The organism is Rhodococcus sp. R1101, assembly GCF_000278445.1.
GTDB classification, from domain to species: domain Bacteria; phylum Actinomycetota; class Actinomycetes; order Mycobacteriales; family Mycobacteriaceae; genus Rhodococcus; species Rhodococcus gordoniae.
Genome location: NZ_AJVB01000020.1, coordinates 1 through 23,133, shown reverse-complemented (window position 1 = coordinate 23,133; position 23,133 = coordinate 1). Strand labels below are relative to the sequence as shown.

Below are 23,133 nucleotides of genomic sequence, written 5' to 3'. Positions count from 1 at the left end.
TCTGAGGTGTGCCTGCGCGCGGAGGGCCAGGCACCGATGCCCCTGCCCGTCGCGGACACCGATCCGCACCTGCTGCAGATGGGCGTGCGCAAGCTCGGGATCGCACTCCAGTCCTATCCGCGCCTGCAGGACGTACCCCGCGACCCCGACAGCCTCGACCTGCTGCTGCCCACCCCGGTCGTCGTGGACCTCGTCGAGCACGGTGCCCGGGCGCTCGACGCCGCGGGGATCGCGGTGCTGCTGCCGCGCGCCTGGACGAGGGTCGATCCGTCCCTGCGCCTGCAGGTCGAATCGCCCGTGACACCCGTGAGCGCCGACGACAGCGTCGTCGGGATGAGCGCGATCGTCTCGTACGAATGGCAGCTCGCCGTCGGTGACATGCTGCTCACCCCGTCGGAGATGGAAGAGCTCGTCGCGGCGAACAGCGACCTGGTCAAGCTGCGCGGCAAGTGGGTGCGGGCCGACGCCGAGGCACTGGCCCGCGCCGCGCGCTACGTGACGGCGCATTCCGCCGAGAACGCCACCCTCGGATCGTTGTTCGCCCAGTTCACCGGCGACGACGCGCCGCCCGCGGAGGTCACCGAGGTCTCCGCCTCCGGCTGGGTCGAGATGCTGCTCGACGGACAGGCGCGTCCCGAGCCGGTTCCCGTGCCGGCGGGCCTGAACGCCGAATTGCGGCCGTACCAGCAGCGCGGCCTCGACTGGCTCGCGTTCATGAGCCGGATCGGCCTCGGTGCCGTGCTCGCCGACGACATGGGCCTGGGCAAGACCATCCAGGTGCTCGCGCTGCTCGCCCACGAACGCGAGTCGGGCCTGCGGCACGCACCGACACTGCTCGTGTGCCCGATGTCGGTCGTGGGCAACTGGCAACGCGAGGCCGAGCGGTTCGTGCCCGATCTGAGGGTGCACGTCCACCACGGCGCACAGCGACTGAGCGGGCCGACGCTCGCCGCGGCTGCCGCCGACCACGATCTCGTGGTGACGACCTACGCCATCGCCGCCCGCGACGTCGCGCAACTCGCGGCGTTGTCGTGGCAACGCGTCGTCCTCGACGAGGCACAACACGTGAAGAACACCGCGACCGCGCAGTCCCGAGCCACGCGCGCGCTGCCCGCGGCGCACCGGATCGCGCTCACCGGCACACCCGTGGAGAACCGCCTCGAGGAACTGCGCGCGATCCTGGACTTCGCGAATCCGTCCCTGTTGGGCAGCGCGGCGTCCTTCCGGGCGCGCTTCGCGGTGCCGATCGAACGCGACCACGACGCCGTCGCCGCGGCGCGGCTGCGGTCCCTGTCGGCGCCGTTCGTGATGCGCCGGGTGAAGACCGACCCCGACGTGATCTCCGATCTGCCCGAGAAGTTCGAGCAGACCGTACGGGCCAACCTCACCGCCGAACAGGCCGCCCTGTACCGGGCGGTGGTCGACGACATGATGCGCCGGATCCGCGACAAGGAGGGCATGGCCCGCAAGGGAGCGGTGCTCGCGGCGCTGACCCGGCTCAAGCAGGTGTGCAACCATCCCGCGCACTATCTGAGCGACGGCTCGCCCGTCCTGCGCCGCGGCCGGCATCGGTCGGGCAAGCTCGGTCTGGTCGAGGACATCGTCGAGTCCGTGCTGGCCGACGGCGAGAAGGTGTTGCTGTTCACGCAGTTCCGCGAATTCGGCGAACTCGTCGTCCCGTATCTCGAGGAGCGGTTCGCGGCGACGGTGCCCTTTTTGCACGGGGGAGTGTCCAAGGGTCGGCGCGACGCGATGGTCACGGCGTTCCAGGGTGAGGCCGGCCCGCCGATCATGGTGCTCTCCCTCAAGGCGGGTGGTACCGGACTGAATCTCACCGCCGCCAACCACGTCGTCCATCTCGACCGGTGGTGGAATCCCGCGGTGGAGAACCAGGCGACCGACCGCGCGTTCCGGATCGGGCAACGCCGCGACGTCCAGGTCCGCAAGCTCGTCTGTGTGGGAACGGTGGAGGAGCGTATCGACGAGATGCTCACCGGCAAGCAGGAACTGGCCGAGATCGCGGTCGGTGCGGGGGAGAACTGGATCACCGAGTTGTCCACCGACCAGCTGCAGTCCCTGCTCACCCTCGGCGACGACGCGGTGGGGGACTAGATGGTGCGGGGCGATGTACGCCGCTACGGCACGGCACGCCGGATCGACGGTGGCATCGAGGCACGCACCAAGCGCGGCGCGATCGGCCGGAGCTGGTGGTCGAAGGAACTGATCTCCGTCATGGAGGAGCTCGCCGAGAAGGGACGCCTGACGCGGGGACGCGCGTACGCGCGCGCCGGTCAGGTGATCTCCATGCGACTCGAACCGGGCGCGGCCGTGGGAGAAGTGCAGGGCAGTCAGCTCACCCCGTTCACCTCGGTGGTTCGTGTGCGCACGCTCGACGAGGATGCGGTGCGCGAACTCGTGACGCTGGTCCGCTCGTCGCCGGGCATGCTGGCCCGGCTCGCCGCGGGCATCCTCCCCGAGGAGCTCGGATCCTCCCTCCTTCCGCGACGCGCGGGTGAGCTCGACTTCGAGTGCACGTGCCCCGACGACGGGTGGCCCTGCAAGCACGCCGCGGCCGTCGGCTATCTGCTCGCGGAGCACGTCGACGATCAACCGCTCGCCGTGCTGACGCTTCGGGGGGTCGACCTCGCGACGCTGATCGGCGGCATCGACGAGGCCGAGCCCGACGACGACGCGGCCGCGGTGCAGGACTTCTACGGCGACGGCACCGAGCTGCCCGACCTGCCGGCGGAGCGGTTCCGGCCCGCGCTCGAGGATCTCGACCCGATGCTCCTGCGCCGCGCGTTGCGGGCCGGCGGAACGGACGAAGCCGTGGTGATCCGTGGGATCACCGACCTCGAGGATCTCTACCGCCGTATGCGGTGACGTCGATCGGTCGCCGGTGGTTGTGCCGTCCGTCCCCGGGGTATGCCGCCCGTGAAGGTGACGGCTCCGGTCGCGCCACCGACAGCACATGCCACGAGTGGAGGATTCATGCGGACACCGGAAGCATCGTCGACAGCGCGGGAGAACGCCGAACGTGCGGTCGATGCGGTCCAGGAGGAGGCCGACACTTATCGGAACGGGGAGGATCGACCCCTCGGTGGATATGCGGTGCTCATGTCCGTGTACCTCACCACCGTCGGCACGCTCGGCGCCATCGCGGCCAAGCGCGGGCGACCGATGCCGAGACCAGATGCCGGCGATCTCGTGGTGACCGCGCTCGCGAGCCACAAGATCTCCCGGATCGTGAGCAAGGCGGCGGTGACCAGCCCGGTCCGGGCGCCCTTCACGAAGTTCGACGGCCCGGGTGGTCCGGCCGAGGTGATGGAGCAGCCCCGTACGTCGTCCCGGGTCCGTCACGCCGTCGGGGAACTGCTGGCGTGCCCGTTCTGCTTGGACCTGTGGACGGTGACGGCCCTCGTCTTCGGCCGCGTCTACGCTCCGGGTTTCACGCGTCTGGTGGCGGGATCGTTCGCTGCGCTCACCGGTGCGGATTTCCTGCACCTCGCCTACGCGAAGGCGCAGCAGATCGCAGAAGGCTGACATACAGACCCCATGAAGTGCGCCGGCCGATCCGGTGCGGTGTGACGGTAGACATACGTGGACTTCCAACTATAGGATGGGCGAAGACTTCGGGCCTGCGCCCGTTCGCGCCGAAAATCGCACATCCCACGTCATCGCACACCAGTAAAGGACGGGATCGGACATGAGCGTTCGAGAACTGACCCACTTCGTCGGCGGACAGCACGTCGGCGGCACTTCCGGCCGCTACGCCGACGTCTTCGACCCCAACACCGGCGAGGTCCAGGCCCGCGTGCCGCTCGCCGCCGTGGGTGAGGTCGAAGCCGCGATCGCCGATGCCGAAGTGGCTCAGAAGGAATGGGCATCGTGGAACCCGCAGAAGCGGGCTCGCGTGCTCATGCGTTTCCTGCAGCTCGCCCAGGACAACATGGATGAACTCGCCCGCCTGCTGTCGAGCGAGCACGGCAAGACCATCCCCGACGCGAAGGGCGACATCCAGCGCGGACTCGAGGTCGTCGAGGTTGCGCTCGGCGCTCCGCACCTGCTCAAGGGCGAGTACACCGAATCCGCCGGTACCGGCATCGATGTGTACTCGATGCGCCAGCCGCTCGGCGTCGTCGCCGGCATCACGCCGTTCAACTTCCCCGCCATGATTCCGTTGTGGAAGGCCGCTCCCGCCCTCGTCTCCGGCAACGCATTCGTGCTCAAGCCGTCCGAGCGCGACCCCTCGGTGCCGCTGCGCCTGGCCGAGCTGTTCCTCGAAGCAGGCCTGCCTGCCGGTGTGTTCAACGTCGTCAACGGCGACAAGGAAGCCGTCGACGTCCTGCTGAACGACAAGCGCATCAAGGCCGTCGGTTTCGTCGGCTCGACGCCGATCGCGCAGTACATCTACGAGACGGCGGCCAAGAACGGCAAGCGCGCACAGTGCTTCGGTGGCGCCAAGAACCACGCGATCATCATGCCCGACGCCGACCTCGATCAGGTCGCCGACGCCCTCGTCGGTGCCGCCTACGGGTCGGCCGGCGAGCGCTGCATGGCGCTGTCGGTGGCCGTGCCCGTCGGTGAGGAGACCGCCGACCGGCTCGTCGCCAAGCTCACCGAGCGCATCGCCGACCTGCGCATCGGCACCAGCTTCGACGAGAAGGCCGATTTCGGTCCGCTCGTGACCGCCGCCGCCCGCGAGCGCGTGCACGGCTACATCGCCCAGGGCGTGGACGAAGGTGCCGAACTCGTCGTCGACGGGCGTGACTTCGTCCTCGAAGGGCACGAGAACGGTTTCTTCTCCGGCGCCACCCTGTTCGACAAGGTCACCACCGACATGTCGATCTACAAGGAAGAGATCTTCGGACCGGTGCTCACGGTCGTGCGTGCCCGCGACTACGAGCACGCCCTCGCCCTGCCCACAGAGCACGAGTACGGCAACGGCGTGGCGATCTTCACCCGCGACGGCGACACCGCCCGCGACTTCACCAACCGCGTCCAGGTCGGCATGGTGGGCGTCAACGTCCCGATCCCGGTGCCGATCGCCTACTACACCTTCGGCGGCTGGAAGGCCTCCGGCTTCGGCGATCTCAACCAGCACGGCCCCGACGCCTTCCGCTTCTACACCAAGACGAAGACGGTCACGCAGCGCTGGCCCTCCGGTGTCAAGGAAGGCGACATCGAGGGTGCTCACGTCGCCGACACCGACCACTTCGTCATCCCGACGATGGACTAGGTGGCCGGCATGTTTCTCCTCACCGACGACGACCGGGCGATCCGCGACACCGCCCGGGACTTCGCCACCGAGTATCTGGCCCCGAACGCGGTCGACTGGGACCAGAACAAGCACTTCCCCGTGGACGTGCTGCGCAAGGCGGCCGAGCTGGGCATGGGCGGCATCTACGTCCGCGAGGACGTGGGCGGATCGGGGCTGCGCCGCCTCGATTCCGTCCGGATCTTCGAGGAGCTGGCGAAGGGCTGCCCGTCCGTCGCGGCGTACATCTCCATCCACAACATGGTCACGTGGATGATCGACAAGTTCGGCAACGACGAACAGCGTCACCAGTGGGTTCCGAAGCTGTGCTCGATGGAGCATCTGGGCAGCTACTGCCTCACCGAGCCGGGTGCCGGCTCCGATGCGGCGGCCCTGAGCACCAAGGCCGTTCGTGACGGTGACGAGTACGTGCTCACCGGGGTCAAACAGTTCATCTCCGGAGCCGGCACGTCCGACGTGTACGTGGTCATGGCCCGCACCGGCGACACCGGCGCCCGCGGCATCTCCGCGTTCATCGTCCCGAAGGACACCCCCGGACTCTCCTTCGGCGCCAACGAGAAGAAGATGGGCTGGAACGCCCAGCCCACCCGGCAGGTCATCCTCGACGGTGCCCGGGTGCCCGCCGAAAACCTCCTCGGTACCGAGGGCGGCGGCTTCCGGATCGCCATGCAGGGGCTCAACGGCGGTCGCATCAACATCGCCGCGTGCTCCGTCGGTGGCGGTCAGACCGCTCTCGACCGGGCGGTCGCCTATCTCGCCGAGCGCAAGGCCTTCGGGGAGCGTCTGCTCGACTCGCAGGCCCTGCAGTTCCGCCTCGCCGACATGCGGATCGAACTCGAGGCCGCGCGCACGCTGCTGTGGCGCGCCGCCGACGCGCTCGACCGCGGCGCCGACGACGTCGTGGAGCTGTGCGCGATGGCGAAACGGTTCGCGACCGACACCGGCTTCGAGGTCGCGAACGAGGCGCTGCAGTTGCACGGTGGCTACGGTTACCTTGCCGAGTACGGGATCGAGAAGATCGTGCGCGATCTGCGCGTGCATCAGATCCTGGAAGGAACCAACGAGATCATGCGGGTGGTCGTCGCGCGGAGCGTGGTGGCCGCAGCGCAGAACGGAGCGGCATGACCGGGCAGGAACCCGAGATCCTCATCGACGTGAAGGACGGCATCGGCCGAATCACGCTCAACCGGCCCAAGGCCATCAACGCCCTCAACCACACCATGGTCCTCGAGATGTCGAAGGCCCTGAACGCCTGGGAGAACGACGACTCGGTGCGTGCCGTGCTGGTACGCGGTGCCGGTGAACGCGGCCTGTGCGCCGGCGGCGACATCGTCTCGATCTACCACGACGCCAAGGACGGCGGCACGGGATCGCAGGACTTCTGGCGCGACGAGTACATCCTCAACGCCGCCATCGGCCGCTACCCGAAGCCGTACATCGCGATCATGGACGGCATCGTCATGGGCGGCGGCGTCGGGATCTCGGCGCACGGCAACGTCCGGATCGTCACCGAACGTTCGAGCATCGCCATGCCCGAGACCGGAATCGGATTCGTCCCCGACGTCGGCGGCACCTACCTGCTCTCGCGCACACCCGGCGAGATCGGTACCCACATCGCGCTGACCACCGGACGGATGAAGGCCGGCGACGCCGTCGCCCTGGGTTTCGCCGACCACTACCTGCCGTCCGAGGCGCTCGACAAGTTCGTCGCCGCACTCGAATCCGGCTCGGTGGAGGACGCACTCGCCGAATACTCGCAGCCCGCACCCGAATCGGCGCTGCTCGCTCAGCGTGAGTGGATCGACGCGGCGTACTCCGCCGACACCGTCGACGAGATCGTCGAGCGCCTCCGGGCCTCGGACGTGCCGGAGGCACGCGAGACCGCCGATCAGGTGCTCTCGAAATCGCCTGTCGCGCTGAAGGTGACCCTGCGGTCGCTGCGGCACGCCCGGCAGCTCGGCAGCCTCGAAGAGGTGCTGAACGAGGAGTTCCGGGTCTCGGCCGCCTCGCTGAAGTCGCACGACCTCGTCGAGGGCATCCGCGCGCAGGTCGTCGACAAGGACCGCAACCCGCAGTGGTCGCCGGCCACCCTCGCCGATGTCACCGAGGCCGACGTCGACGCCTACTTCCAGCCGCTCGGCGATCTCGAACTCGGGCTCGCCGCTCCCAAGGAGAACGACCGATGAGTGCACTTCCCGCCGTCGCCTTCCTCGGCCTCGGACACATGGGCGGACCGATGGCCGCGAACCTGGTCCGCGCCGGGTACACCGTCACGGGTTACGACCCGGTTCCCGCTGCGCAGGAAGAGGCCACGAAGAACGGCATCACCGTCGCCGAGGCCGCTGTCGACGCGGTGCGTGGCGCCGAGGTCGTGATCACCATGCTGCCGAACGGCAAGCTCGTCCTCGACCTGTACGGCGAGATCCTGCCCGCCGCCGAGCCGGACACGCTGTTCGTCGACAGCTCGACCATCGACGTCGCCGACGCCCGCGCCGCCGCGGAAAAGGCGCACGAGGCCGGCCACCGCGCCGTCGACGCACCGGTCTCCGGGGGTGTCGCCGGAGCCACGGCAGGGACGCTCGCCTTCATGGTCGGCGGCAGCGAGGACGACTTCGCCACCGCGCAACCCCTGCTCGAGGCGATGGGACGCAAGATCGTCCACTGCGGTGGATCGGGCAACGGCCAGGCCGCGAAGATCTGCAACAACATGATCCTGGGCATCTCGATGATCGCCATCAGCGAGGCCTTCGTCCTCGGCGAGAAGCTCGGCCTCGACAACCAGGCACTGTTCGACGTCGCGTCCAACGCGTCCGGGCAGTGCTGGGCGCTGACGAGCAACTGCCCGGTGCCGGGGCCGGTCCCGACCACGCCCGCGAACAACGACTACCAGCCGGGCTTCGCGGCCGCGCTCATGGACAAGGATCTCGGACTGGCCGCGAACGCGGTGCGGGCCAACGGTGTCGAAGCCGAACTCGGGTTGCGGGCAGCCGAGCTCTACCATCGTTTCAATACCGAGGGTGGTGGAGGACTCGACTTCTCCGCCATCATCACCGATATCCGAGACCGCTCGACCGCGAAGGACAGCAAGTGACAGATTTCGAGACCATCCTGCTCGACCGCAAGGGCCGCGTCGGCATCGTCACCCTCAACCGGCCGAAGGCGCTCAACGCGCTCAACAGCCAGTTGATGCGCGAGGTCGTTGCTGCCGTCGAGGAACTCGACGCGGACAGCGAGATCGGTGCGATCCTGCTCACCGGGTCGGAGAAGGCGTTCGCCGCCGGCGCCGACATCAAGGAGATGGCGCCGAAGACCTTTGCCGAGGCGTACGCGGAAGATCTGTTCTCGCAGTGGGATCGGCTCTCGTCCGTCCGCAAGCCGATCGTCGCCGCGGTGTCGGGTTACGCGCTCGGCGGCGGCTGCGAGCTGGCGATGCTGTGCGACTTCATCATCGCGTCCGACACCGCCAAGTTCGGTCAGCCCGAGATCAAGCTCGGCGTCATCCCCGGTATCGGCGGATCGCAGCGCCTCACCCGCGCGGTGGGCAAGGCCAAAGCCATGGACATGTGTCTGACCGGACGCAACATGGACGCCGAGGAGGCCGAGCGCGCCGGACTCGTCTCGCGCATCGTTCCCGCCGCGGAACTGTTCGACGTGGCGCTCGAGACGGCGACGACCATCGCGTCGATGTCGCTGCCTGTCGCGATCATGGCGAAGGAGGCCGTCAACCGGTCCTTCGAGACGACGCTGGCCGAGGGCGTGAAGTTCGAGCGCCGCGTGTTCCATTCGACGTTCGCCACCGCCGACCAGAAAGAAGGCATGGCGGCCTTCGTCGAGAAGCGCGCGCCGGAGTTCAAGCACGCCTGACAGGCATCACCCCGCATGCGACGAAGGGCCGCCCCGAACGGGGCGGCCCTTCTCGTTTTCGGCATTCGACCGTTCTCGCGCCTCACCACTTGGAAGGCGCACCGCCGGTGTCGAAGTCGCCGGCGTCGTGCCGCATCGTCGCGAGGATGCGCAACAACGTGTCGATGTGCCCCTCGGGAATGCCGGGCCGGGCGAAGACCTCCGTGTTGAGCTTCTCGGTCGCCTGGATCGCCGATGCCCGTCCCTCGTCGGTGAGTTCGATGAGAGTGGCCCGTCGATCGCTCGGATGCGGGGTGCGCCGGACCAGCCCGGCCTTCTCGAGGCGGTCGACGGCGTTGGTGACGCTGGTGGGGTGCACCTGCAGGCGCGCGCTGGCCTTCGCCATCGGCAACGCTCCCGACCTGGTGAAATGCAGCAGCGTGAGCAGTTCGTAACGGGCGAAGGTCAGGCCGAAGGGTTTGAGCACCTCCTCGACCCGCGCCATCATGATCTGCTGCGCCCGCATCACCGAGGTGACCGCGGCCATGCCGTCGGCGACTTCGCCCCAGCCGTGGGCGGTCCACTGGCGGTGGGCTTCGGCGATGGGGTCGAGGGGGAGTGGTGCGGGCATGCCTCCATCATCCCACGGACGAACGCGCAGGTAGCCAGGGCACACCGGTTTCCGGTGCCTTTCCTGCCGGGTTCAGCGGTACGCGTAGTCGCGGAAACGCTCGTCGACCTCGCCTACACTCAGCCCGAACTCCTCGAGGGTGTACCGGTGCGCGGGTTTCCTTGCCCCGCTGCGGCTTTCTTCGTGCAGTGCGGTCATCGCGTGTTCGGCCTCCGCAGTGAACAGCAGACCGAACCGGTCGTACAGGCCCCCGACGGTACCGAGCGGATCGGCGACGAAATCCCGGTAGTCCACGTCGACGAAACGGGCAGGATCGTGTCGGCGGCGCGCCTCGGTGAAATCGTCGAAACCCCGTGCCCAGAGATCGAGCTGACTGCGACCGATCGTCTCTCCGACGAACGCCTCGGACCACCCCTCTGTGGCCTGCGCCGCGAGGCTGCACACCGACGGGATGACGGTACGCGGATCGCGATGGGTGACGACGACGAGCGCGTCCGGGTACACCTCGAGCAGTTCGTCCAGTGCGAACAGGTGACTGGGATTCTTCAGCACCCACCGCTTGCCGGCATCGGGAAGCCCGATGAGCTGCAGGTTCCTCCGATGCCGGGCATACGCCGCGGTCCAGTCCTGCCCGGCAAGCCATTGCGAGTAGGTGGGCAGGTGGGCCAGGCACTCGTAGGAGATCGACCGGAACGACTGGCGCAGCAACTGCCAGCATTCCTCGACCTCGGCGGCCGACATGTAGTGCACACCCATGAACTCGGGGTGCTCGACGTGGTGCTGCGCGAATCCGGCCTCGATACCGGCGAACACCGGGTTCTCCGCCCAGGTCTCGCGGGGCGGCCGGGGCTGCGGCATCTCCGTCAGCCACATCTCCAGCCCCTGGTGGGCGGGATCCGCGGCGAGCAGGCGGTGCAGTGCCGTCGTTCCGGTGCGGGGCAGGCCGGTGACGAAGATCGGCCGGGTGATCGGGACGTCCCTGTGCTCGGGATGGGCGGCCCAGGCAGATTCCGACAGCAACCGCGCCACGAGGGCGCCGCGCAGGAAGACCCGCGACATCTTGCTGCCGAGCGGGGTGAGCTTCTCGTCCCGCGCATACGATTCGAGCAGCACCTCGAGTCCGTCGAGGTAGGCGTCGTCGCCGAAATCGGTCAGGCCCGTCAGGCGGGTCGCGGAGGCATGCAGATCCGGGGCGGTGCCGACGGTGGTGCGTTCGCTCATGTGCTGTCCCGTTCAGTGGTGGTATTCGCCGCAGTTGACGTCGAGGCACTGGCCGGTGATCGCCGACGCCATCGGCGAAGCCAGGAAGATCACCGCATCCGCGATCTCCTCGGTGGTCGGGAGACGCTTCAGATCGGAGGCGGCGGCGGTGTGCTCGTAGATCTGTTCGACGGTGGTACCGTACTTTCCGGCCTGGTGTTCGAAGTAGCCCTGCAGAATCGGACCCCAGATGTAGCCCGGCGCAACGGAGTTCACCCGTACTCCCTGCGCTCCGAGTTCGGTCGCGAGGGACTGCGACATCGCCAGCAACGCCGACTTCGCGAGTTTGTAACTGCCGTAACGTTCCTGGGAGTGCCGCAGCACCATCGAATTGATGTTGACCACCGCGCCGGCCGACTCGGCGAGGGTGGGGGTGAACAACTGTGTGAGCCGCAGCGCACCGAGGACGGTGAGCTCCACACTGTCCCGGATCTGCTGGAAGTCGGTGCGAGCCAACGGCTTCATCGACGGAACGGAGAAAGCGTTGTTCACGAGCACGTCGGCCCGTCCGAATTCCGAGACCACCGTCTCGACGAGTGCGGCGGCGGATTCGTCGTCGGTGATGTCGGTGGGTACGACCAGTGCCCGGCGGCCCGTGCCCTCGACTTCCGCTGCAACCTTCTCGAGTCGCTCCCGGGTCCGGGCGGCGAGCACCACGTCGGCGCCGTGCTCGGCGCACCGCAGCGCGAGCGTGCGTCCCAGTCCCGGGCCGACCCCGGAGATCACGACGACTCGGTCGCGGAGCAGTCCCGCTGTCGCGCTCATCCGAGCATCCGATCGGCGACGCCCCGCTGGCGGTCCGCGATGCGCTGCGCCCAGGCGTCGGGGGTGATGCGGTTCGACTCGTGGAAGGGCAGGACCTCGGAGAGCCGATCGAACGGCACCACCTCGGCGGTCGGGCCGTCGGCCGCGGTCAGTTCGCGATCGAGGCGCTGCCAGCGGAACTGCAGGATCCCGCGGCTGCGGCCGAGGGTCTCGACCCAGTTCGTCAGTCCCGGATTGCGGGCCGAGACCACGATCCGGACCATCCCGTCGGGATCGACCTGCGCCTGGCTGTTGTTCAGGGAGGTCTGGTGATGGATGTAGTCCAGGGAGATGTACCAGAGGCTGCCGATCTGGAAGCCCAGATAGGGCGCGTCGCTCGCGGGGAGGGTCAGGACCATCGCCTCGTCGTCGCCGAGTTCGTAGTGCCCGACGGACGAGTACTGTGTGTCCAGACCACCGGGGGTGCGGCGTGGTTCCGTCACCGTGTTCACCGGCAGCTTCAGGTAGAACCACTCGGGGAACTGCAGCCAGGTCTTCACCCGCGAGACCAGCGCGCGACCGGCACGCTCGTAACGGGCGACCACGTCCGTGTGGGCGGGTTCGGGGGCCGGGACGCCGAGGCTGTCGAGGCGGTGGATGCTCAGCGTGCCGCGGCGCTGCGTCCAGTCGCTGTAGACCTCGCGGACGACGAGCTGCGACGAGCCGGGCGCGAGCGGGAAGTAGTTCCGATCCGGGTCGCGTGGACCGGGCCCGAACCGCACCTCGAAGGTGCCGTCGTCGGCGATGGTCAGCGCGCGGTCGTCGAAGGCCGTGACGTTGCCGGGCACCTCTGCGTCGGTGTAGTTGCCGGCCAGCACCTGGAAGCTGAGGTCGCAGGTCGTGCCGCGGCGCCCGGTGACGACGTACTCGGTGTCGTCGCGGATCGACGCGCCCCAGTACAGGGTGTCGGGATTGTCGAGGCCCATCTTCGTGTAGGGGCCGGTGCCGGTGACGAAGACCGGATGGGAGCGGCTGTATGCGAAGGTGGCGTGGACGCACGCCGAGATCCCGCCCGCCAGATATCCGTATCCCTCGACGAGGTCCTGTTCGGTGCGGATGTGCGGGGCGGTGGCGACGAGTTTCTCGGCCTCGGCTATCGCCGCGGTGAGCGGATCGGTGAGCACTACGATCTCCTGTGGTCCAAATATGTACCGCTGCGGTAGTCTTCCGTTGCGCCGAGAGTAGAACGTGTTCCAGGGAGGGTCAATGGGTCGTCGCGAGACCGAGGCGCTCGCGGAGTCGGCTGCCGGGGTGAGGACCGCCCGCCGGTCGCCGCCCACGGAGCGTGTCGTACAGGTCCTCGACCACCTCGTCGCGCGACCCGGCGTCCGGTTCGGATTGTCGGAACTGGCGCGCGAACTCGACCTGAGCAAGCCCACCTGCCTGGGCATCCTCACGGTGCTCACCGACGCCGGTTATCTGATCCGCGACCCCGTCGACAAGACCTACGGGCTCGGACCGGCGCTGATCGTCGCGGGACGCGCCGCGCAACGCGGATTCGCGTCCGGGCCGGTCGCGCACCGGCATCTCGCCGCACTCGCCGAGGAGTTCGGCGTGATGTGCTCCGCGTCGGCGGTCGTCGGCGACCGGATCGCGGTGCTCGACGTCGTCGGTGGGCACGGCACGGCTGCGGCGGCGCGGGTGGGGGAGGTGTATCCCTTCGCACCGCCGGTGGGGTTGATGTACGTGTTGTGGGACACCGACGAGCGCATCGAGCAGTGGCTGCGGCAGGAGCCGACCCTGCCCGTGTCCGTCGACCGCGACGACCTGTGGCGGATCGTCACCGACTGTCGCCGCGCGGGTTATCTCGCCGAATCCCTCACGCCCGGAGGCCGCCGCCTGTATGCGCTCATGGCCGGGGTGGTCTCGCACGACCTGGCACCCGAGATGCGGGAGATGCTGGCGGAACTCGTGACCAGTCCCGGTGAGCGCGTGCTGATGCCCGACGCCTTCGCCGCGGGGGAGAAGCGGGCGGTCAACCTCGTGGCGGCCCCCGCCTACGATCCGGACGGTCACCAGTCGCTCGTGCTCACACTCCACCTCGAGCGGGAGGTGGACGCCGCCGGGATCGAGCGGTGCGGTGCGGCGCTCGTGGCGGTCGCGGATGCGATCACCGCCGATCTCGGTGGACGCCGGCCGAGGCGCTGACGGGCCGTCACCGTAGTCACCCGTTGACCTGGAATTGAAACTCGTTCTACTGTTGCGGGGTAATCTTCGACCGCGCCGGTACACATGTGTACCGCACCGGGTGAGAGGGGCGCGAGTGACCACGGTGCCGCCGCAACGACCACCGATCTACGAACTGCCGCTGCTCGGTGCGCTCGAGGCCGAGTCCGTGCACATCTTCCGCGAGGTCGCCGCGACCTTCTCGCGGCCCGTCCTGCTGTTCTCCGGCGGTAAGGACTCCGCGGTGATGCTGCACGTGGCCACCAAGGCGTTCTGGCCCGCGCCGCTTCCGTTCCCCGTGTTGCACATCGACACCGGACACAACTTCGACGAGGTGATCGACTTCCGCGACCACACCGTCGAACGCCTCGGGCTCCGGCTGATCGTCGCCTCGGTGCAGGACGACCTCGACGCCGGGCGTGCCGTCGAGGACGACGGGCCGCACGCCACCCGCAACCGGCTGCAGACCGGTACCCTCCTGCGCGCTCTGCGGGAAGGGGGATTCGACGCCGTCTTCGGTGGCGCCCGTCGCGACGAGGAGAAGGCTCGCGCCAAGGAACGAATCTTCAGCCTGCGCGACGAATTCGGGCAGTGGGACCCGAAGGCACAGCGCCCCGAACTGTGGCACCTGTACAACGGCCGGCACCGCCGCAGCGAGCACATGCGGGTCTTCCCGCTGTCCAACTGGACCGAACTCGACATCTGGCGCTACATCCGTGACGAGGGCGTCGAGCTCCCCTCCCTGTACTACGCCCACCGGCGGCCCGTCGTCGAACGTGACGGAATGCTGCTCGCGCACAACCCGTTTCTCACCCTGCACGGCGGAGAGGTGCCGCGCGAAAGTCTCGTGCGCTTCCGCACGGTCGGCGACGCGACGTGTACCGGCTGCGTCGAATCCGCCGCCGCCACTGCAGACGAGGTGGTCGCCGAGGTCGCCGCGAGCCGGGTCACCGAGCGCGGCGCGACCCGGGCGGACGACCGGATCTCCGACGCCGGAATGGAAGACCGCAAAAGGGAAGGATATTTCTGATGTCCCGCCTCCTGCGCATCGCGACCGCCGGCAGCGTCGACGACGGTAAGTCCACGCTCATCGGCCGCCTGTTGTTCGACTCGAAGGCGGTCTTCGAGGACCAGCTCGAGGCCGTGACCCGCACGAGCCTCGACCGCGGGTCCGACCGCGCCGATCTCGCGCTGCTCACCGACGGCCTGCGCGCCGAACGCGAGCAGGGCATCACGATCGACGTCGCCTATCGTTATTTCGCTACAGCGCAGAGAACATTCGTCATCGCCGACACTCCCGGTCACGAGCAGTACACGCGCAACATGGTCACCGGGGCGTCCACCGCCGACCTGGCGCTCGTCCTCGTCGACGCCCGTAACGGCATCGTCGAACAAACCCGCCGGCACGCCTTCCTTGCGTCGCTGCTCGGGGTGCGGCACGTGGTGCTGTGCATCAACAAGATGGACCTGGTGGACTGGTCACAGCGCCGCTTCGACGAGATCTGCGACGAATTCCGGAATTTCGCGGCGAAGCTCGACATGCCCGACCTCGCCTTCGTTCCCGTCTCCGCGCTGCACGGCGACAACGTCGTCTCCCGCACCGCGAACATGCCGTGGTACGAAGGCACTTCGCTGCTGCACCATCTCGAACAGGTGCACATCGCCTCGGACGTCAACCTCATCGATGCGCGACTGCCCGTGCAGTACGTCATCCGCCCCGGCGAGGGTGAGCACCGCGACTTCCGCGGCTACGCCGGAACGGTCGCGGCCGGCGGATTCGCGCCCGGCGACGACGTGGTCGTTCTCCCTTCCGGTTTCGGAACGCGGGTGCGGACGTTGTGGGGGCCGGGCGGAACGGAACTCGAGCACGCCTTCGCCGGTGCGGCGGTGTGCGTCGAACTCGAGGACGATCTCGACGTCGGGCGCGGCGACATGCTGTGCCGACCCAACAATCGTCCTCTCGTCGGGCACGAGATCGACGCCATGGTGTGCTGGTTCGACGAACGCTCCGCACTCGACCCCGACGCCCGCTACGCCCTCTTGCACACCACGCGCTCGACCACCGCGCGGGTGGCGCGCCTGGACTACCGTCTCGACGTCAACACTCTGCACCGCGACGAGGCCGCGACGACGCTCGGTCTCAACGAGATCGGCCGCGTGCACCTGCGCACACAACAACCGCTGCTGTTCGATCCCTATCGACGCAACCGCACCACCGGAAGCTTCGTGCTCGTCGACGAACGCACCGGCAACACCGTCGCGGGCGGAATGATCACCGGTCCGACACTGGCGGACAGCCGGGTGGTCTGGCACTCGGCGGCGGTCTCGCGGGCCGAGCGGGGAAGGACCGGGACGACGGTGTGGCTCACCGGGCTGTCCGCCTCAGGCAAGTCCACCCTCGCCGTCGAACTCGAACGACGGCTGCTCGCCGAGGGCGTCCCCGCCTACCGCCTCGACGGCGACAACCTCAGGCACGGACTCAACGCCGACCTCGGATTCGGTCCGGAAGACCGCGCGGAGAACGTCCGCCGCGTCGGCGCGGTCGCACACTTGATGGCCGACGCCGGACTCGTCGCGATCTGCGCGCTCATCAGTCCCTACCGACAGGACCGCGACCGCATCCGCCGGCAACACGAGGAGGCCGGGATCCGCTTTGTCGAGGTCTTCGTCGACACTCCGCTCGCCGACTGCGAGGCCCGCGATCCGAAAGGCATGTACGCGCGGGCACGGGCCGGTGAGATCACCGGCTTCACCGGCGTCGACGATCCCTACGAACCACCGTCCGATCCCGAACTGGTCGTGCGCCCCCACGACGGCACGCCTGCCGTGCAGGCCGGCCTTGTCGTGCAATTGTTGAGAACATGACGCACGACAACGGTGACACGGCCCGGCTCGCGGCCGAGGGTGACACGGCCCGGCTCGCAGCCGATGGTGACGACGCCCGACTCGCGGCCGAGACGGCCTCCGGCGCAGGTGAACTGCTGCTCACGGTCCGTGCCATCGAATCGGATGCACTCACCGGGCGCGAGCTGGGCCGACGCGGCGACCACGCCGCCAACACGTACATCCTCGAACGGCTGGCAGCCGCACGACCCGGTGACGCGGTGCTCTCGGAGGAATCCGCGGACGATCCGGCCCGGGTCGGCGCAGACCGCGTCTGGATCATCGACCCCCTCGACGGGTCGAAGGAGTACGGGATGCCCGACCACGTCGACTGGGCGGTCCACATCGCGCTCTGGGAGGCAGGACGAGGGCTCACCGCCGCCGCGGTCGCGCAACCGGCGATCGGCGTCGTTCACAGCACCGCCGATCCGGTTCCGGCACCGCAACCGGCCCGGCGCCGCCCCCGCATCGTCATCAGCGGGAGCAGGCCGCCCGCCTTCGTGTTCGATCTGGCCCGCGAGCTCGGTGCCGATCTGATCCGGATGGGTTCGGCCGGTGCCAAGGCGATGGCGGTGGTGCGCGGGGAGGCCGACGCCTACATCCACGCCGGCGGTCAGTGGGAGTGGGATTCGGCGGCGCCGGTCGCGGTCGCGCGTGCCGCGGGTCTGCACTGCGCCCGGATCGACGGCAGCGAACTCGAATACAACCGGCCGCATCCGTATCTGCCCGACCTGGTGATCTGCCGTGCCGATTGGGCACCGGACGTGATGTCCGCTCTGGCCGTGTACGCCACGGGACCGACCGACAGCCCCCGCGTCGCGATGGCACGCGCGTACATTCGGTCCCTGGTCAGCCACGACGCGTCTCATGTGCGGCTCGCCGAGGACGCCTGGCGGGTCGAGAACGGGGAGCGCACCGGCGACAGCGGCATCGAGATCCGTGATCGCCTCGAGAACGGCCCGGAGTACCGGCCCATCCGCCGCATCCGCGACCTGCAGTTCCGTGAATGGCACCACAGCGTCGTCGCGCGGTTCGTCCTGGACATCGCAGCGGGTCCGAGCGCTGAGACATCGGTCGCGGTGACGGAGCACTTCGACATCCCGGCGGGGGAGATCAGGTCGATCGTCGCGATCATCGAGCCCGTGCAGGGTAATAGTTGAAGTCATTGTTGTAGCTTTCGAACGAAAGTAACCATGATCGAGAGGCATCACCATGGCCGAAGCGCGTGATATCGGGGACGGCATACATGTCGTCCCCGTCCCGGTGGGGGACCTGCCCGTCGGCGATACCCAGGTCTACGTGATGGAATCCCCGCGCGGCGTCGTCCTCGTCGACGTCGGCTGGAACGACGACCGGTCGTGGGCGGCATTGCAGAACGGCCTGGCCACGGCGGGTCTGTCGGTCACCGACGTCGAAGGAGTGGTCGTCACCCATTTCCACCCCGATCATGTCGGACTGACCGGGCGGATCCAGGAAGCCTCCGGATGCTGGGTGGCGATGAACGAGGCCGACTTCGCCCACCTCGAAGTCATGCTCTCCGATGTCGATCGACGTCCCCGGGAGGCCGAACTGCTGCGCCGCGCCGGAGCACCGGAGGATGCGATCGACGAAGTGCTCACCACCGTCGTGCCGGCCGTCGGTCGTCCCGACGTGCTCCCCGACCGCAAACTCGGCGCCGACGAGACCATCCCGCTGTCGGGGCGTTCCCTGCGCACCGTGCTCACCCCGGGTCACACGCCCGGCCACGCCTGTTTCCTTCTCGAAGAACACGGTGTGCTGTTCACCGGCGACCACGTCCTGGCCACCACGACACCGCATGTCGGAGAGTTCGATTTTCCCCTGCCGCAACGTGATGCGCTCGGCGAGTACTTCGACTCACTGCGCGCGGTCGCGGATCTGCCCGTGCGACGAGCCCTGCCCGCCCACCGACAGCAGATCGACGACCTGCCGCATCGCGCGGGCGAACTGATCGCCCACCACGACCGGCGCCTCGACGATCTCTACGACGCGTTCGGCGACGAGGAACTCACCTTGTGGGAAGCCACCGCTCGCATGCGCTGGTACCGGCCGTGGACCGAGACTCCCGTGCACGGTAAGAGGATGGCGCTCGCGGAAGGGTCTGCGCACGTGCGCCAGCTCATCGAACGAGGACGGGTCCGTCGCGTGCCGGGCACCGAACCTGCCCGCTTCGCGCGTATCGCGGTGAACGAATGAGGCCCGACGAGATCGTCACCGACTTCTGCCGGCGGTGGGCCGATCCCGACCCGGCCGAGCTCGCAGCCTTCTTCACCGACGATGCCGTCTTCCACAACATCCCGATGGAACCGATCCGCGGCCGCGCGGCGATCGAGGAGTACATCGCGGGTTTCGTGACGTCCTTCGGTGCCATCGACTACCGCATCCACCACCAGGCGGTCTCCGGCACCGTCGTGCTCAACGAACGCACCGACGTATTCACCATGAACGGCCGGACGATCGAACTTCCCGTCACGGGCGTGTTCGAGATCGTGGATGGGAAGATCGCGGCCTGCCGGGACTACTTCGACCCCACGCCGTTCACCGGCACCTGACCGACACCGGACACCGAACCGACCGGACGAACACCGAAGGCCCCGCTTCGTGAGAAGCGGGGCCTTCGTGGTGCCCTCGGCAGGATTCGAACCTGCGACTTCTTGCTCCGGAGGCAAGCGCTCTATCCCCTGAGCTACGAGGGCATCCGGACCACCGGATGACCGGAGGCGCGGGAGTTAGCCTAGCGCATCGAGCGCTCAACTCCACATCGCCAGGTCAGAGCCGGTTCTCGGCCTGAAATCGGGGTCGGTCCGAGCGAATTGCTCAGTTCGGAGGCAGGGCTTCGGCGCCGCGCTCGGCGAGCAGAGACCTCATGAGATCCGATTCTCCCTGCTGCGTTGCGACCATCGTGCCCGCCAGGTTACGGACCGCCGAGGTGCTCGCGTACTGCTCGCCGTACTCCATCATCGGCAGGCCACCCTCGTGATGGCGCAGCATCAGCTGGAGGAAGAGCACGTCCAGGGCGGGACCACGAGCGGCTCGGAGATTCGCGAGATCCTCGGAGGTCGCCATACCCGGCATCAGATGTGAACCACCGGAATCCGCGGAGTCCGCGGCCGTGCCGTGATCACCGTGACCGTGACCCGGTTCGGTCATCCACGCCATGTAGTCACCTGCCGGCAGCGCAGGCTGTCCCCACAGCGACAACCAGCCCTGCATCCGACCGATCTGGTTCTGCTGGGTGGTGAGGATGTCGTACGCGATGTTGCGGATCCGATCGTCCTCCGAATTGGAGACCACGACGGCGGCCATCTCGACGGCCTGGTCGTGGTGCACGATCATGTCCTGCGCGAACCCGACATCGACCGAGCCTGCGCCCGGCGCGGCCGGGGCGGAATCCTCGAACGGGATCCGGGACAGGAACCCCGCGAGGAAGCCGACCGCGACCGCGGTGGCGGTGAGCAGCACCAGCAGCAGCCGGTTGTGCCCACCGCGCTCGGAGGTGGAGATGGTGGGGGAGGTTTCGCTCATCGTCAGCTCCCGGCCGGTGCCTGCTGCATGTCGCCGATGGATTCCCCGTTCATCGGCACCGCGTCGGGGCCGGGCTCGGAGGCGTCGAAGGGCGGCGGGTTCGCCGGATCGAACGAGCCGGGGATCGTCGAGCAGCTCGCACCCACCTCGGGATAGGTGTACTGGTTCAGACGCAGCGCACTGATGAACTGGTCGATGCGTTCGTCGTCGACGCTCTCGACCTCGAGCCGGTGACCCCACGACTGCAGTGAGACGGGAGCCTCGAGTCCCGGATAGGGTGACATCACCATGTAGGTGCGGCCGTCGACCTTCGCGCGGAGCGTGTCGACCTCGGCGTCGTCGAGCAGATCGGGGTTGTAGGCCACCCACACCGCGCCGTGCTCGAGCGAATGCACCATGTTCTCGTTCCGCACCGGCTGCTCGTACACCGTTCCGGTGCAGGTCGCCCAGACGGAGTCGTGAGGGCCACCGAACGGCGGCGACTGGTCGTAAGCGACACGCTGGTTCGCTGCGACGTGCACACCGGCGGGGTACTCGAGCTTCAGGACACCCTCGATGTCGTCCGACGGATCCTGGTTGGACTCCGACGGCGTCCACGCCGACAGCTCCTGCTGGTTCTGATACTTCGGGATCAGGCTCACAGCGATCACGGCGACCAGGACGACGACCAGGGCCACGCCGCCGATCGTGAGCCACGGGATCTGGCGCTGGGCGGGGACCCCCGCGAGCGCCGCCGCTCTTCTTCTTGGCGGCCTGGATGGCCTTCGACGACTTGGCTCCGGTCTTCTTGTTACCGGAGCCGCCACTAACCGAACCGCTGGGCATCGCTGTGTGCTCTTTCGACGGGGTGGACAGGCGGACGCGCGCCCATCGGGCGCACAAACACCCACAACTTTACGGGCGTGCCCGCGCGCGGCGGTGGGAGCTGCCGGTAGGGGGAGCGTCGGCGCCACGATCGACCAGCCAATAGGATGGATACCTGTGACTCCCTCCGACCTTGCTCAGCTGCTCCGCGGAACCGCCGCCGGTGTCCTCACCGACCGTGGTCTCGACGCGTCCGTTCTTCCCGAGACCCTCACCGTCGAGCGCCCGCGCAACCCGGAGCACGGCGACTATGCGACCAACGTCGCGATGCAGGTCGCGAAGAAGGTCGGTGCCGATCCCCGCGCACTGGCCACCTGGCTCGCCGAGGCCCTGACCGCCGCCGAGGGCATCGACTCGGCCGAGGTCGCAGGTCCCGGCTTCCTGAACATCCGGCTCGCCGCCGACGCCCAGGGAGCGATCGTCGCGAAGGTGCTCACCGAGGGCGACGCCTACGGCAACGGCACCGATCTCGCGAACACGAGGATCAACCTCGAGTTCGTCTCCGCCAACCCCACCGGTCCGATCCACCTCGGTGGCACCCGCTGGGCCGCGGTCGGCGATGCGCTCGGACGCATCCTCACCGCTCAGGGCGGTGAGGTCACCCGCGAGTACTACTTCAACGACCACGGCGCGCAGATCGACCGCTTCACCCGGTCGCTCATCGCCTCCGCGCTCGGACAGCCCGCCCCCGAGGACGGCTACGCCGGCGCCTACATCGTCGACATCGCCTCCTCCGTGCTCGAGCAGCGCCCCGACGCTCTCGAACTCCCCGAGGACGAGCGGAACGAGACGTTCCGCTCGATCGGCGTGGAGCTGATGTTCGCGCACATCACGCGTACCCTCCACGAGTTCGGTGTCGACTTCGACGTGTACTTCCACGAGAACTCCCTCTTCGAGAGCGGAGCCGTCGAGAAGGCCGTCGAGACCCTGAAGGCGTCCGGCAATCTGTACTTCGAAGACGGCGCCTGGTGGCTCAAGAGCACCGACTACGGCGACGACAAGGACCGCGTCGTCATCAAATCCGACGGCAACGCCGCCTACATCGCCGGCGACATCGCCTACTTCCAGGACAAGCGCTCGCGCGGCTTCGACCTGTGCATCTACATGCTCGGAGCCGACCACCACGGATATATCGCGCGCCTGAAGGCCGCCGCGGCGGCGTTCGGCGACGATCCCGACACCGTCGAGGTGATGATCGGCCAGATGGTCAACCTCGTCCGCGGTGGCGAGGCCGTGAAGATGAGCAAGCGGGCCGGTACCGTGATCACCCTCGACGACCTCGTCGAGGCGATCGGCGTCGACGCCGCGCGCTACTCGCTCGTGAGGTCCTCGGTCGACCAGAGCATCGACATCGATCTCGAACTGTGGGCGAGCACCACGAACGAGAACCCGGTCTACTACGTGCAGTACGCCCACGCGCGACTGTCGTCGATCGCGCGCAACGCCGCCGATCTCGGTCTGACCACGGAGGGCGCCGACTTCTCGCTGCTCACCCATGAGCGCGAGGGCGACCTGATCCGCACCCTCGGCGAGTACCCCCGGGTGCTCGCGAAGGCGGCCGAACTGCGCGAACCGCACCGCGTCGCCCGCTACCTCGAGGAACTCGCGGGCACCTACCACCGCTTCTACGACGCCTGCCGGATCCTGCCGCAGGGCGACGAGGAGGCCGGCCCGCTGCACACCGCGCGACTCGCGCTGTGCGCGGCCGCACGGCAGGTCCTCGCCAACGGCCTCGGCCTGCTCGGCGTCAGCGCTCCGGAGCGGATGTGAACGCGCACCCCGCGGGACCGCGTCACGCCCAGATCCCGCACGCCCCGAACCTGCCCGACCGTCCGGCCGACACCGCGGCGCTCAACACGCT

Annotated in this window: 20 protein-coding genes, 1 tRNA gene and 1 pseudogene; 15 read left to right on the top strand and 7 right to left on the bottom strand. The window is 68.3% G+C overall.

Going from position 1 to position 23,133, the window contains the following annotated elements:
* The 8 genes from R1101_RS0103440 to R1101_RS0103405 all read left to right on the top strand — a co-directional run.
* A partial coding sequence (locus R1101_RS0103440; RefSeq protein ID WP_026002832.1) for a DEAD/DEAH box helicase occupies positions 1-2,112 on the top strand: 2,112 nt, incomplete at its 5' end.
* The gene (locus R1101_RS0103435) at positions 2,113-2,883 is read left to right on the top strand and encodes an SWIM zinc finger family protein (RefSeq protein ID WP_016932093.1); all 771 of its coding nucleotides are present in this window, start codon (positions 2,113-2,115) and stop codon (positions 2,881-2,883) included.
* A 108-nt stretch (positions 2,884-2,991) separates the two neighbouring features.
* Positions 2,992-3,543 carry a DUF1360 domain-containing protein gene (locus R1101_RS0103430; protein WP_016932092.1) on the top strand — a complete coding sequence of 184 codons (552 nt, stop codon included), beginning with the start codon at positions 2,992-2,994 and terminating at the stop codon, positions 3,541-3,543.
* 163 nt (positions 3,544-3,706) lie between these two features.
* On the top strand, positions 3,707-5,239 hold the full coding sequence (locus R1101_RS0103425) for a CoA-acylating methylmalonate-semialdehyde dehydrogenase (protein WP_016932091.1): 1,533 nt from the start codon (positions 3,707-3,709) through the stop codon (positions 5,237-5,239).
* 9 nt (positions 5,240-5,248) lie between these two features.
* Positions 5,249-6,403 carry an isobutyryl-CoA dehydrogenase gene (locus tag R1101_RS0103420; protein WP_026002831.1) on the top strand — a complete coding sequence of 385 codons (1,155 nt, stop codon included), beginning with the start codon at positions 5,249-5,251 and terminating at the stop codon, positions 6,401-6,403.
* Complete coding sequence (locus tag R1101_RS0103415; RefSeq protein WP_016932089.1) at positions 6,400-7,464, top strand: enoyl-CoA hydratase/isomerase family protein; 1,065 nt, start codon at positions 6,400-6,402, stop codon at positions 7,462-7,464. Before R1101_RS0103420 ends, R1101_RS0103415 begins: the two co-directional genes overlap by 4 nt.
* Complete coding sequence (gene mmsB, locus R1101_RS0103410; RefSeq protein WP_016932088.1) at positions 7,461-8,369, top strand: 3-hydroxyisobutyrate dehydrogenase; 909 nt, start codon at positions 7,461-7,463, stop codon at positions 8,367-8,369. The genes R1101_RS0103415 and mmsB overlap by 4 nt, the downstream gene beginning before the upstream one ends.
* Complete coding sequence (locus R1101_RS0103405) at positions 8,366-9,142, top strand: enoyl-CoA hydratase (RefSeq protein WP_016932087.1); 777 nt, start codon at positions 8,366-8,368, stop codon at positions 9,140-9,142. The genes mmsB and R1101_RS0103405 overlap by 4 nt, the downstream gene beginning before the upstream one ends.
* Before the next feature lie 82 nt (positions 9,143-9,224).
* Here R1101_RS0103405 and R1101_RS0103400 read toward each other — a convergent pair whose 3' ends face one another.
* From R1101_RS0103400 to R1101_RS0103385, 4 genes are all read right to left on the bottom strand, one after another.
* Positions 9,225-9,752 carry a MarR family winged helix-turn-helix transcriptional regulator gene (locus R1101_RS0103400; RefSeq protein ID WP_016932086.1) on the bottom strand — a complete coding sequence of 176 codons (528 nt, stop codon included), beginning with the start codon at positions 9,750-9,752 and terminating at the stop codon, positions 9,225-9,227.
* Between the two features lie 72 nt (positions 9,753-9,824).
* Complete coding sequence (locus tag R1101_RS0103395) at positions 9,825-10,973, bottom strand: sulfotransferase family protein (protein ID WP_016932085.1); 1,149 nt, start codon at positions 10,971-10,973, stop codon at positions 9,825-9,827.
* Positions 10,974-10,985: 12 nt separating this feature from the next.
* Positions 10,986-11,777: an SDR family oxidoreductase gene (locus tag R1101_RS0103390; protein ID WP_016932084.1), complete on the bottom strand. Its 792-nt coding sequence runs from the start codon at positions 11,775-11,777 to the stop codon at positions 10,986-10,988.
* Positions 11,774-12,940, bottom strand: coding sequence for a hypothetical protein (locus R1101_RS0103385; RefSeq protein ID WP_016932083.1), 1,167 nt, complete (start codon positions 12,938-12,940; stop codon positions 11,774-11,776). The genes R1101_RS0103390 and R1101_RS0103385 overlap by 4 nt, the downstream gene beginning before the upstream one ends.
* 82 nt (positions 12,941-13,022) lie before the next feature.
* On the opposite strand from R1101_RS0103385, the gene R1101_RS0103380 reads away from it, so the two are divergent.
* From R1101_RS0103380 to R1101_RS0103355, 6 genes are all read left to right on the top strand, one after another.
* Positions 13,023-13,964 (top strand): IclR family transcriptional regulator, encoded by a 942-nt coding sequence (locus R1101_RS0103380; RefSeq protein ID WP_016932082.1) that lies wholly within the window; start codon positions 13,023-13,025, stop codon positions 13,962-13,964.
* 115 nt (positions 13,965-14,079) lie between these two features.
* Entirely contained in the window at positions 14,080-15,012 is a 933-nt protein-coding gene (gene cysD, locus R1101_RS0103375) for a sulfate adenylyltransferase subunit CysD (RefSeq protein ID WP_016932081.1), read from the top strand.
* Positions 15,012-16,847 carry an adenylyl-sulfate kinase gene (cysC, locus tag R1101_RS0103370; protein ID WP_016932080.1) on the top strand — a complete coding sequence of 612 codons (1,836 nt, stop codon included), beginning with the start codon at positions 15,012-15,014 and terminating at the stop codon, positions 16,845-16,847. Before cysD ends, cysC begins: the two co-directional genes overlap by 1 nt.
* Positions 16,844-18,025, top strand: a complete 1,182-nt coding sequence (locus R1101_RS0103365; protein ID WP_016932079.1) for a 3'(2'),5'-bisphosphate nucleotidase CysQ — start codon at positions 16,844-16,846, stop codon at positions 18,023-18,025. The genes cysC and R1101_RS0103365 overlap by 4 nt, the downstream gene beginning before the upstream one ends.
* Before the next feature lie 52 nt (positions 18,026-18,077).
* Positions 18,078-19,079, top strand: a complete 1,002-nt coding sequence (locus tag R1101_RS0103360; protein ID WP_016932078.1) for an MBL fold metallo-hydrolase — start codon at positions 18,078-18,080, stop codon at positions 19,077-19,079.
* Positions 19,076-19,435, top strand: coding sequence for a nuclear transport factor 2 family protein (locus R1101_RS0103355; protein ID WP_016932077.1), 360 nt, complete (start codon positions 19,076-19,078; stop codon positions 19,433-19,435). The genes R1101_RS0103360 and R1101_RS0103355 overlap by 4 nt, the downstream gene beginning before the upstream one ends.
* A gap of 68 nt (positions 19,436-19,503) precedes the next feature.
* Here R1101_RS0103355 and R1101_RS0103350 read toward each other — a convergent pair.
* From R1101_RS0103350 to R1101_RS25770, 3 genes and pseudogenes are all read right to left on the bottom strand, one after another.
* Positions 19,504-19,579 (bottom strand) — tRNA-Arg (locus tag R1101_RS0103350).
* 121 nt (positions 19,580-19,700) lie between these two features.
* Positions 19,701-20,408 carry a DUF305 domain-containing protein gene (locus tag R1101_RS0103345; protein ID WP_016932076.1) on the bottom strand — a complete coding sequence of 236 codons (708 nt, stop codon included), beginning with the start codon at positions 20,406-20,408 and terminating at the stop codon, positions 19,701-19,703.
* A gap of 2 nt (positions 20,409-20,410) precedes the next feature.
* A pseudogene (locus tag R1101_RS25770) lies at positions 20,411-21,233 on the bottom strand (DUF3105 domain-containing protein).
* Positions 21,234-21,389: 156 nt separating this feature from the next.
* On the opposite strand from R1101_RS25770, the gene argS reads away from it, so the two are divergent.
* Complete coding sequence (gene argS / locus R1101_RS0103335; protein ID WP_016932074.1) at positions 21,390-23,042, top strand: arginine--tRNA ligase; 1,653 nt, start codon at positions 21,390-21,392, stop codon at positions 23,040-23,042.
* Positions 23,043-23,133 lie beyond the last annotated feature (91 nt).

What these genes read in the sequence shown, in the direction of transcription:
- R1101_RS0103435 (WP_016932093.1), top strand. Translation starts at nt 2,113, where the DNA reads ATGGTGCGGGGCGATGTACGCCGCTACGGCACGGCACGCCGGATCGAC.
- R1101_RS0103430 (WP_016932092.1), top strand. Translation starts at nt 2,992, where the DNA reads ATGCGGACACCGGAAGCATCGTCGACAGCGCGGGAGAACGCCGAACGT.
- R1101_RS0103425 (WP_016932091.1), top strand. Translation starts at nt 3,707, where the DNA reads ATGAGCGTTCGAGAACTGACCCACTTCGTCGGCGGACAGCACGTCGGC.
- R1101_RS0103420 (WP_026002831.1), top strand. Translation starts at nt 5,249, where the DNA reads ATGTTTCTCCTCACCGACGACGACCGGGCGATCCGCGACACCGCCCGG.
- R1101_RS0103415 (WP_016932089.1), top strand. Translation starts at nt 6,400, where the DNA reads ATGACCGGGCAGGAACCCGAGATCCTCATCGACGTGAAGGACGGCATC.
- mmsB (WP_016932088.1), top strand. Translation starts at nt 7,461, where the DNA reads ATGAGTGCACTTCCCGCCGTCGCCTTCCTCGGCCTCGGACACATGGGC.
- R1101_RS0103400 (WP_016932086.1), bottom strand. Translation starts at nt 9,752, where the DNA reads ATGCCCGCACCACTCCCCCTCGACCCCATCGCCGAAGCCCACCGCCAG.
- R1101_RS0103395 (WP_016932085.1), bottom strand. Translation starts at nt 10,973, where the DNA reads ATGAGCGAACGCACCACCGTCGGCACCGCCCCGGATCTGCATGCCTCC.
- R1101_RS0103390 (WP_016932084.1), bottom strand. Translation starts at nt 11,777, where the DNA reads ATGAGCGCGACAGCGGGACTGCTCCGCGACCGAGTCGTCGTGATCTCC.
- R1101_RS0103380 (WP_016932082.1), top strand. Translation starts at nt 13,023, where the DNA reads ATGGGTCGTCGCGAGACCGAGGCGCTCGCGGAGTCGGCTGCCGGGGTG.
- cysC (WP_016932080.1), top strand. Translation starts at nt 15,012, where the DNA reads ATGTCCCGCCTCCTGCGCATCGCGACCGCCGGCAGCGTCGACGACGGT.
- R1101_RS0103365 (WP_016932079.1), top strand. Translation starts at nt 16,844, where the DNA reads ATGACGCACGACAACGGTGACACGGCCCGGCTCGCGGCCGAGGGTGAC.
- R1101_RS0103360 (WP_016932078.1), top strand. Translation starts at nt 18,078, where the DNA reads ATGGCCGAAGCGCGTGATATCGGGGACGGCATACATGTCGTCCCCGTC.
- R1101_RS0103355 (WP_016932077.1), top strand. Translation starts at nt 19,076, where the DNA reads ATGAGGCCCGACGAGATCGTCACCGACTTCTGCCGGCGGTGGGCCGAT.
- R1101_RS0103345 (WP_016932076.1), bottom strand. Translation starts at nt 20,408, where the DNA reads ATGAGCGAAACCTCCCCCACCATCTCCACCTCCGAGCGCGGTGGGCAC.